Annotated in this window: 6 protein-coding genes; 5 read left to right on the forward strand and 1 reads right to left on the reverse strand. The window is 57.9% G+C overall.

Going from position 1 to position 8,833, the window contains the following annotated elements:
• From glmM to RBR41_RS14355, 5 genes are all read left to right on the forward strand, one after another.
• On the forward strand, window positions 1-1,266 hold a 1,266-nt coding region (glmM, locus tag RBR41_RS14335), incomplete at its 5' end, for a phosphoglucosamine mutase (RefSeq protein ID WP_320353351.1).
• 150 nt (window positions 1,267-1,416) lie between these two features.
• The gene (gene galU / locus RBR41_RS14340) at window positions 1,417-2,289 is read left to right on the forward strand and encodes a UTP--glucose-1-phosphate uridylyltransferase GalU (protein WP_320353352.1); all 873 of its coding nucleotides are present in this window, start codon (window positions 1,417-1,419) and stop codon (window positions 2,287-2,289) included.
• 419 nt (window positions 2,290-2,708) lie between these two features.
• On the forward strand, window positions 2,709-5,093 hold the full coding sequence (gene priA, locus RBR41_RS14345) for a primosomal protein N' (RefSeq protein ID WP_320353353.1): 2,385 nt from the start codon (window positions 2,709-2,711) through the stop codon (window positions 5,091-5,093).
• A gap of 194 nt (window positions 5,094-5,287) precedes the next feature.
• The gene (locus tag RBR41_RS14350; RefSeq protein ID WP_320353354.1) at window positions 5,288-6,568 is read left to right on the forward strand and encodes an OmpP1/FadL family transporter; all 1,281 of its coding nucleotides are present in this window, start codon (window positions 5,288-5,290) and stop codon (window positions 6,566-6,568) included.
• Window positions 6,569-6,826: 258 nt separating this feature from the next.
• Window positions 6,827-8,014 carry an MBL fold metallo-hydrolase gene (locus RBR41_RS14355; protein WP_320353355.1) on the forward strand — a complete coding sequence of 396 codons (1,188 nt, stop codon included), beginning with the start codon at window positions 6,827-6,829 and terminating at the stop codon, window positions 8,012-8,014.
• Window positions 8,015-8,287: 273 nt separating this feature from the next.
• On the opposite strand, the gene RBR41_RS14360 is transcribed toward RBR41_RS14355, so the two are convergent.
• Window positions 8,288-8,833: zinc-binding dehydrogenase (locus RBR41_RS14360; protein WP_320353356.1), on the reverse strand; the 546-nt coding region annotated here is incomplete at its 5' end.

An 8,833-nucleotide genomic window follows, 5' to 3' on the forward strand; every position in this document is an offset into this window, starting at 1 on the left:
CTGGCCGCCGGGGTGCGCTTCCGGCGGGGGCAGCATCAGCACAAGGTGGTTATCGGCAAGGATACGCGGCTTTCGGGCTATATGTTCGAATCAGCCCTCACTGCCGGTCTGTGCGCGGCGGGTATGCAGGTCATCATGACCGGGCCGCTGCCGACGCCCGCCATATCTTTTCTCACGCGCAGCATGCGGGCCGACCTTGGCGTGGTTATCTCGGCTTCGCACAATCCCTTTCACGACAACGGCATCAAGTTTTTTGACGCCGACGGCTACAAGCTGCCCGACCTGGCCGAGGACGAAATCTCCGCCATGGTGCTGGACGAGGGCTTTTCCTGGCCCTATCCCGATTGCCGTGGTGTGGGCCGGGCCTCCAAGATCGAGGACGCCGGCGGCCGGTACATCGTGTATACCAAGAGCTGTTTTCCGGCGCATCTGACGCTGTCCGGACTCCGCATTGTGGTGGACTGCGCCAACGGCGCCAGCTACAAGGTCGCTCCTCTGGCTCTGGAAGAGCTGGGGGCCGAGGTCTTTCGCATTGGCACAAGCCCTGACGGCACCAATATCAACGAGCATTGCGGCTCGCTCCATCCTGAAGTGGTGGCCGCCAAGGTTCGCGAGGTGCGGGCAGACATTGGCCTGGCGCTGGACGGTGATGCCGACCGTCTTATTGTTGTGGATGAGCGCGGCGTCATACTGGACGGCGACCAGATCATGGCCCTGTGCGCCCAGGCCATGATGGCCAGGGGCGAGTTGCCGGGCAATCTGCTGGTGGCCACAGCCATGAGCAATATGGCCCTGGAAATCTTCATGAGCGAGCACGGCGGCCGACTTTTGCGCACCAAGGTGGGCGACAGGTACGTCATGGAAGCCATGCGCCGTGAAGGAGCCATGCTCGGCGGCGAACAGTCCGGGCATCTTATTTTCCACAAGTACAGCACAACGGGCGACGGCCTGCTGGCCGCCCTGCAGATACTGCGCATCATGCGCGAAAAGGAACGCCCCCTCTCCGAACTGGCTGGCCTGCTGACGCCCTTCCCGCAAAAGCTCATCAACGTGCGGGTTGAAAAGCGCCTGCCCTTCGAGGAACGCCCGGCCATTGGCGAAGCCGTGGCACAGGTGGAGAAGGAACTGGGCGGTCGCGGCAGGGTGCTTTTGCGCTACTCCGGCACCGAGGCCCTCTGCCGTGTGATGGTGGAAGGCGAAAATGCGGACAAGGTGCGGGAATATGCCGAAGACCTGGCGCAGGTGGTTGCGCGCGAGTTGCGTTAAAGCCCATACGCGTCGATAAATTTTCCTGACACGTTAGGCGCGTCCGTTGCGGCGCGTATCCCAATGATCCGTGCCGCTGCACCTGGGTTATTGCATCCGTTTCGATTTTGACAGAATATATAGCTAGCTAAACAAACAGCGGAGGCGCGCATGAAGGATATTCGCAAGGTTATTATTCCCGTAGCCGGATGGGGCACGCGTTCATTGCCCGCGACCAAGAATATTCCCAAGGAAATGCTGCCCATCTATAACAAGCCTGTCATCCAGTATGTGGTTGAGGAGGCTCAGAAAGCCAATATCCAGGATGTGATCTTTGTAACCAACCGCGACAAGAGCGTTATTGAAGACCATTTTGACTACAACCTGCAGTTGGAATCAGTGCTGGAACGCGCCGGAAAGCTGGACAAGCTTGCCGAAGTGCGCCAAGTGGCTGAGATGGTCAACATCATGTCCGTGCGCCAGAAAAAGCAGCTTGGCCTCGGCCATGCGGTGCTCTGCGCGCGCGAGCTTGTGCGTGATGACCCCTTTGCCGTCATGGTGGGCGACGACCTCATGTTTGGCGGCGTGCCCGGCATTGCGCAGCTTATCGAAGTGGCCATGGCGGAAAAAATGCCTGTCATCGGCGTGATGGAAGTGCCGTGGGAAAAGGTCAGCCGCTACGGCATTATCGACGGTGATGAAGTGGCCCCCGGCGTGTTCAGGATCAAAAACATGGTGGAAAAACCCACCAGAGAAAAAGCGCCTTCACGCATGGCCATTGTGGGACGCTACGTGCTGACGCCCGATATTTTTGACTATCTTGAAAAAGTTACCCCCGGTCATGGCGGTGAAATTCAGCTGACCGACGCCCTTCAGGCTCTGGCTCAGGACAAGGGCATGATGGCGGTGCGCATGTCCGGCATGCGCTTTGACGCGGGCGACTGGGCAGAATTTTTGACGGCCAATATTTATTTTGCCCTTCAGGATGAAGAATTGCGCTACGATTTGCTGAATTTGCTCAAGAATTTTGTGCAATTTCACTAGGGTAGTTTTATTGGAGTTGTTTTGTGGGGGAGGAGACCCTTTTGCAAAAGGGTCCCTCCCCCACGCCCCCACCCCCTAAAACTCTTGTTGTGGTGTACTATAGCTCCAGAGCGGTTCGAAATTGAAAGGCTCTGGTGGGTGCATGCAGCCCGCAGCCCGCAGGCTGCCCCGGCAAACAATCGTCTCTTTGGGAGGCACTGATTAAAGAGCCTCTTGGAAACGCGCAGTTGTTTCGTTGGCAAGGCGCGAACTTTTTTTGAAGCAGGAGTGGACTCTTCCGTCCTCGACTGTTGCAAAAAAAGTGAAGCAACGCCGCCAAACGGAATAACTGCGCGTTTCCTTTGGTATTCTCCCCTGACCGTAGCTTTGCGGCCGGGGGAGGCTTGCTTTCCCCCCGGTATTGGTTAACTCTGCCCCACATGTACGCCAGCATCGCTCTTCTGAGTCCACCCTACGCCACCTTGAGCTACGCTCTGCCGCCGGAATTTCCCCAAGATTTCTGGCGGCCCGGCCTGCGTGTGGCCATACCCCTTGGGCGCGGCGAAAAGGCCGCCCTGCGCGCGGGGGTGGTGCTTGAAACCAGCGACAGTCTTGATTTGCCTGCAGGCGTGGCCTGCAAGAGCGTTTGCTGGCCCCTGGAGGAGCAGCCCCTGCTCACGGCCGATCTCCTGGCTCTTGCCCAGGATCTCGCCCTTCGGCAGGCCTTGAGCACCGGAAATATCCTTGGTCATGCACTGCCGCAGGGCCTGCGTCTCACGCGGGTACGGCTGCGGCTTCTGCACGAAAAGGGCGCGGCATCATGGCCGCTGGCCCGCATCCGTGGGGCGGATGAAGCCACGCGGCGCGAGCTTGCGCAGGCTTTGGCCCAGGGCGCGGCACGACTGCTGCCCCCGGGATCAGACGCTGCCAGCGAAGAATTTTGCGTCCTGCGCGTGGATCCGCCCTGGCCCGTGCGCCCTTCGGCGTCTCGGCAGATTGAGGTGCTGGAATATCTGCTTGAGCACGGGGCCGTGAGCCGCCGCAACCTTACCCGCGCCCTGGGCCAGGGCGTAGGCGCGCCCTTGCAGTCGCTGTTGACCGCAGGGCACGTTGCGCTGACGCGGCAGGACGCCGAAGATGAAGTGGAAGCCGTGGAGCAGAGCCTTTTGCCGCCTCCCCCCGTCCCCTTTACCCTCAATGACGATCAGGCGGCTGCCCTGAGCGACATGACAGCCGCTCTTGAGGCTGCCCAGAGGGAAAAAAAGGCGGCGTCGCGTCTGCTCTATGGCGTGACCGGCAGCGGCAAGACAGCCGTGTATCTTGATCTCGCCCGCGCGTGCCTTGCGGCGGGCAAAAGCGTGCTCCTGCTCGCGCCGGAAGTGGCGCTGGCCTACAAGCTGCGGCGTGACGCCAGTTGCGCCTTGCCGGACGTTCCGCTTTTTTTCCATCACGGCTATCAGTCCCCGGCCCGGCGTGAGGCGACGTACAGGCAGCTGGCGGCCCGTCAGGAACCCTGCCTTGTGGTGGGCACGCGCTCGGCCCTGTTTTTGCCTGTGCCGCATCTCGCCTGCGTGGTGCTGGATGAGGAGCATGACGCGTCCTTCAAGCAGGACGAGAGTCTGGCCTACCAGGCCAAGGAAGTGGCCTGGTTCCGCATGGCCCAGGCCCACGGCCTGCTGGTGCTGGGATCGGCCACGCCCGATCTGAAAACATTTCATGCAGCGGAAAGCGGCTTGCTGCCCGTGCTGCGCCTGCCCCGGCGCGTGGGCGGGCGCGACCTGCCCCCCGTTGAACTGGTGGACATCAGTCTGCTTTCACCCGCCGCCACGGCAGAGGGCGGACTTCTGGCCCCGCAAAGCGAGCAGGCCCTGCAGGCGGCCATCAGCAGGGGAGAGCAGGCTGTGGTTCTGCTCAACCGCCGTGGCTATGCCCCGCTCATGTACTGTCTTGACTGCGGGCGCACACTGCGCTGCCCGCACTGCGAAATAGGGCTGACCTACCATAAGGGACGCGAAAAGCTGGTCTGCCACTATTGTGGCTACTCCCGGCCATTTCCGTCTCCCTGCCCGGAGTGCAAGGGTATGAATTTTCTGCCCATGGGCGAGGGTACAGAGCGCCTGGCCGAACGTCTGAGCGTGCTGGCAGGCGGGCCTGTGCTGCGCCTGGACAGGGACAGCACGCGGCGTCCGGGGCGGATGGAAGAGATTCTGGCGGCCTTCGCCCGGCAGGAATCCCCCATTCTTGTGGGCACGCAGATGCTTTCCAAGGGGCACCACTTTCCCAACGTGACCCTGGCGGTGATCGCGGACGGCGACCTCGGGCTCAACCTGCCCGACTACCGCGCGGCAGAGCGCACGTTCCAGTTGCTGGTGCAGTCGTCCGGCAGGGCGGGGCGGGGCGACAAGGCCGGACAGGTGCTTATCCAGACGCGCGACGTGAACCATTATTGCTGGCAATATGTGCGCGAGGCCGATTATGAGGGATTTTACGCCGCTGAACTGGCCCGACGCAAACTTCGGAAGTATCCGCCCTTTGTGCGCCTGGCGCTCATCCGTATTTCCCACGCGGTGGAGGACAGCGGCGGCGCGGCTGCCCTGAGCGATCTGGCCGCCGCCATGCGCGGCCGGGCGGCGGAGCTTGGCCTGCAGCTGCTGGGGCCCGCCCCTGCGCCGCTGGCCTTGTTGCGGGGCCGCCGCCGGTATTCCTGCCTTGTGAAAGGGCAGGATTGGCAGGCCATACGCGCCCTGTATTTTTTTGCCTCAACACAAAAATCTACCAAAAACCTACGACTTTTTCTTGACCTTGATCCTGTAAATATGTTGTGAATGGCAATTGCATTTTGCAGGCTGTTAGTGGGGCTGGCCGTCTTCCCGCACCGGGAACCAGGACGGTCATTTATCCAGTGTTGTCCGTGCCCGTCTGAGGGCAATTCAAACCGTTCGCGAGAATGGCTTGTCTGGCGGCGTCTGGTGTTTTCTTGAGTACAGGCCGGTACGGCTCAAGGTCATGGGGGGGGAGGATGAAGGTTTTTCGTGCATTGGCGCTGGTGATGGCGCTGGTTTTCTGCTGTTCGGCCACTGTCCGGGCCGAGGGTTTCGCGCTCAATGAATGGAGCGCGCGTGGCGTGTCCCTTGCTGGCGGCCTCGTAGGGCGCGCCGACGATGTTTCCACCCTCGCCTACAATGCGGCGGGCATAACCCAGGTGCCCGGCACCCATGTTATGGGCGGCCTTGCCGTCATCGCGCCCATGGGCACCATTGTGGCCGATATGAGCACAGGCGGAACAAAGTATACCTCTACCAAGCCCGATGTGTGGCTGGCCCCGCATGGTTTTGTCAGCCACCAGCTGAATGACAATGTCTGGCTGGGTTTTGCCTCATTCAGCCGTTTTGGCCTGGGCAACTCCTTCGACAGCAATTGGACCGGCAAATACAATATGTATGACATCGGCCTGAAAACCATGTCCTTTGTTCCCACCCTGGCCTATAAGGTCAACGATACGCTTTCCCTGTCCGTGGGCGCTGAAGTCATGAACGCCCATGTTTACAGGGGCAGCAAGATTCCCACCAGAACCTCGTCCACCACAATGCCCTTTGACAACGACCTGCAACTTGAAGGCAGCGGCTGGGGGGTTGGCGCACACCTTGGCATGCACATGCGCTTCAATGACCAGTGGTCCATGGGCCTGTCGTACAAGAGCCAGGTTACGCTCAATCTTTTTGGCGACGTGGATTTTGGCTATGAGGGCGACAGCCTGCTTACCCGAGCAGGCACTCTGCCCGTGGCCCGGGACCGCAGCGCCAACGCCACCTTGCAGCTGCCCGACTCCATTGCCTGGGGTCTTTCATACAAGCCGCTTGAAAATTTGAGTTTTGAAGTGGGCACTGTCTTTACCCGCTGGTCTACGTATAATGCCCTGAACATCAACATGGGCAACGACTATTCTTCGGTCAACAACAAGGAATGGCGCGACGGCTGGAACTTCAACGGCAGCGTCGAGTACAAGCCTCTGGACTGGTGGAGCCTGCGCGCCGGCGTCGCCTATGAAACCCCGGTGGTCAACGAAAATTACAGCGACTACATGATGCCCACCAACGGGCGTACCACCATGAGCCTTGGCACCGGCGTCACCTGGAACAACTGGACCATTGACCTGGCCTATGCCCATTTGTGGATATACCCTGTGGACTATGACACTACGAGTTCCTCCGGCATCCGTGGCTCCAACCAGATCAAGGGCGGGCACTCTGAAAATGTGCAGGCCAATATTTACATGTTCTCGGTGGGATATACCTTCTAAACGTACATTTTTTCCAAGGCTTTGATGTGGCCCTGAAAGGCCGCATCAGGTTCATCATGGATGCCCCGAACTGACGTTGTCAGACCGGGGCATTCTTTTTTGGGGCTTTACTCAATCGCCATAGTCGTGTGAAACTGTGGCAAAATGCCTTTGCGATATGGTCTCAAAGGTTGAAGGTCATTTTGGCGCAATCCCACGCTTTATATGATGGATAGCGCTGGCGGCCACGCGTAACCCGAAAAAAAAGGATGGTTTGCCATGAGAAAGCACGTAAAAGCCAATGTCAGCTGGGTTGGCTATATAGACTGGGAACTAAAGCATTTTCACGGAGACGAATACTCCATCATCAATGGCTCAAGTCAGAACGCCTATCTGGTTGAAGAAGAAAAAACCGTGCTTATTGATACGGTATGGGCACCGCATCGCTTTGAGTTTATTGAAAATCTCAAATCAGAAATTGACCTCGCAAAACTGGATTACGTGGTGGCCAATCACGGTGAAGTGGACCATTCCGGCGCGCTGACAGAGCTTATGAAGGCGCGGCCGGATTTGCCCATTTACTGCACTGCCAATGCCGTCAAAAGCCTTGAGGGGCAATATGGAAAGCACGGCTGGAACTTTAACGTGGTAAAAACCGGCGACACCCTTGATATAGGCAATGGCAAAAAGCTCGTATTCGTCGAAATGCGCATGCTGCACTGGCCTGACAGCATGGCGACCTATCTTACTGGCGACAATATCCTTTTTTCCAACGACGCCTTTGGGCAGCACTTTGCCGTTGAAGGTCTTTTTAACGACAAGGCCGATCAATGCCTGCTTGAAAAAGAGGCAATGAAATACTATGCCAATATCCTGAATCCTTTTTCTACCTTTGTAGCTAAAAAACTTGAAGAAATTGGCAGCCTGAACATTCCCATAGACATGATAGCCCCAAGCCACGGCGTCATCTGGCGCGACAATCCCATGCAGATTGTAAAAAAATACGCGCAGTGGGCGCAGGACTACCAGGAAGACCAGCTGACCATTGTTTACGACACCATGTGGGAGGGCACCACGCGGCTTGCGCACGCCATTGCGGAGCAGGCCGGAAGGCTCAGCCCCGATACAGAGGTCAAGGTCTTCAACATCTCCAAAACAGACAAGAATGAAATCATGACCGAGGTGCTCAAGTCCCGTGCCATAGCCGTGGGGTCCCCAACGGTCAGCAGCACCATTTTGTCCAGCGTGGCTGGCTGGTTGCACTTCCTGGCGTCATTGAAGTTCAAAAATAAGAAGGCCGCAGTGTTCGGCTGTTATGGCTGGAGCGGCGAGGGCAACAAGGTGCTGCGTGAAGAACTCACCAAGGCGGGTTTTCAGGTTGTGGACGAAAACATTCGTTCTCAATGGAACCCGGAAAAAGAAGATCTTGATAAAAGCGAAGCCATAGTACGGGCATTGCTGACATAGGGACTGTTTCTAAATAATTCTTTTGTCCAATTGGCTGCGTCAAAAGGCCATTTTTTACTCTCGTCATGTACCGCAAAAGTACACTCCTTTCGTAAAAAAGCCTTTTTCCTTGCCCTTGGCGCAAAATCATTAATTTCGAAACAGCCCCTGGAGCCCTTTAACTTTCAACTAGAGCCCTTTAACTTTCAAGAAATGTAAATGCTCCAGGGCTGCACGAAGGTGCAGCCCTGGAGCAATGTCCCCTTTTTTCAAAGGTAAAAGGCTTCAACGCGCTCAGGGGCGTACCAGTATCTTGATATGCTGGTCCTTGTTGTTGATGAGCTCCAGAAAGCCTTTATCGAGAATGTCCTTAAGCTCAATCTTGCCGGTAATGAGATTTTCAGCCCTGATGATGCCCTTGGCCATGAGAGCGGCCAGGCCCTTGAAGTCGTCCAGCGTGTAGGCCAGGGTGCCCATGACGCGCTTGTCGGTGCCGCTGAGGCTGAAAAAGTTGAAGGAGCTGGGTTCTTCAAAAATGCCCACAATAATGGCCAGCCCCGTGTTGCGAAGAACGTCGATGGCCAGGGGGCCGGTCATCTTGTTGCCGATGCACTCAAAGGATACGTCCGCGCCTGATCCCCCGGTGAGTTCCTTGATGGCGGCCACCGGGTCGCATTCCTTGGGATTGATGATGACGTCCGCCCCGCATTCCCTGGCTTTTTCAATGCGCGCCTTGGACATTTCCACCACAATGATCTTGCCCGCGCCTGCGGCTCTGACGGCCATAATGGTGCCAAGGCCGATGGTGCCCGCGCCGAGCACAACCACGTTAAGCCCCAA

It is taken from the genome of Desulfovibrio sp. (assembly GCF_034006445.1).
Taxonomy (GTDB): domain Bacteria; phylum Desulfobacterota; class Desulfovibrionia; order Desulfovibrionales; family Desulfovibrionaceae; genus Desulfovibrio.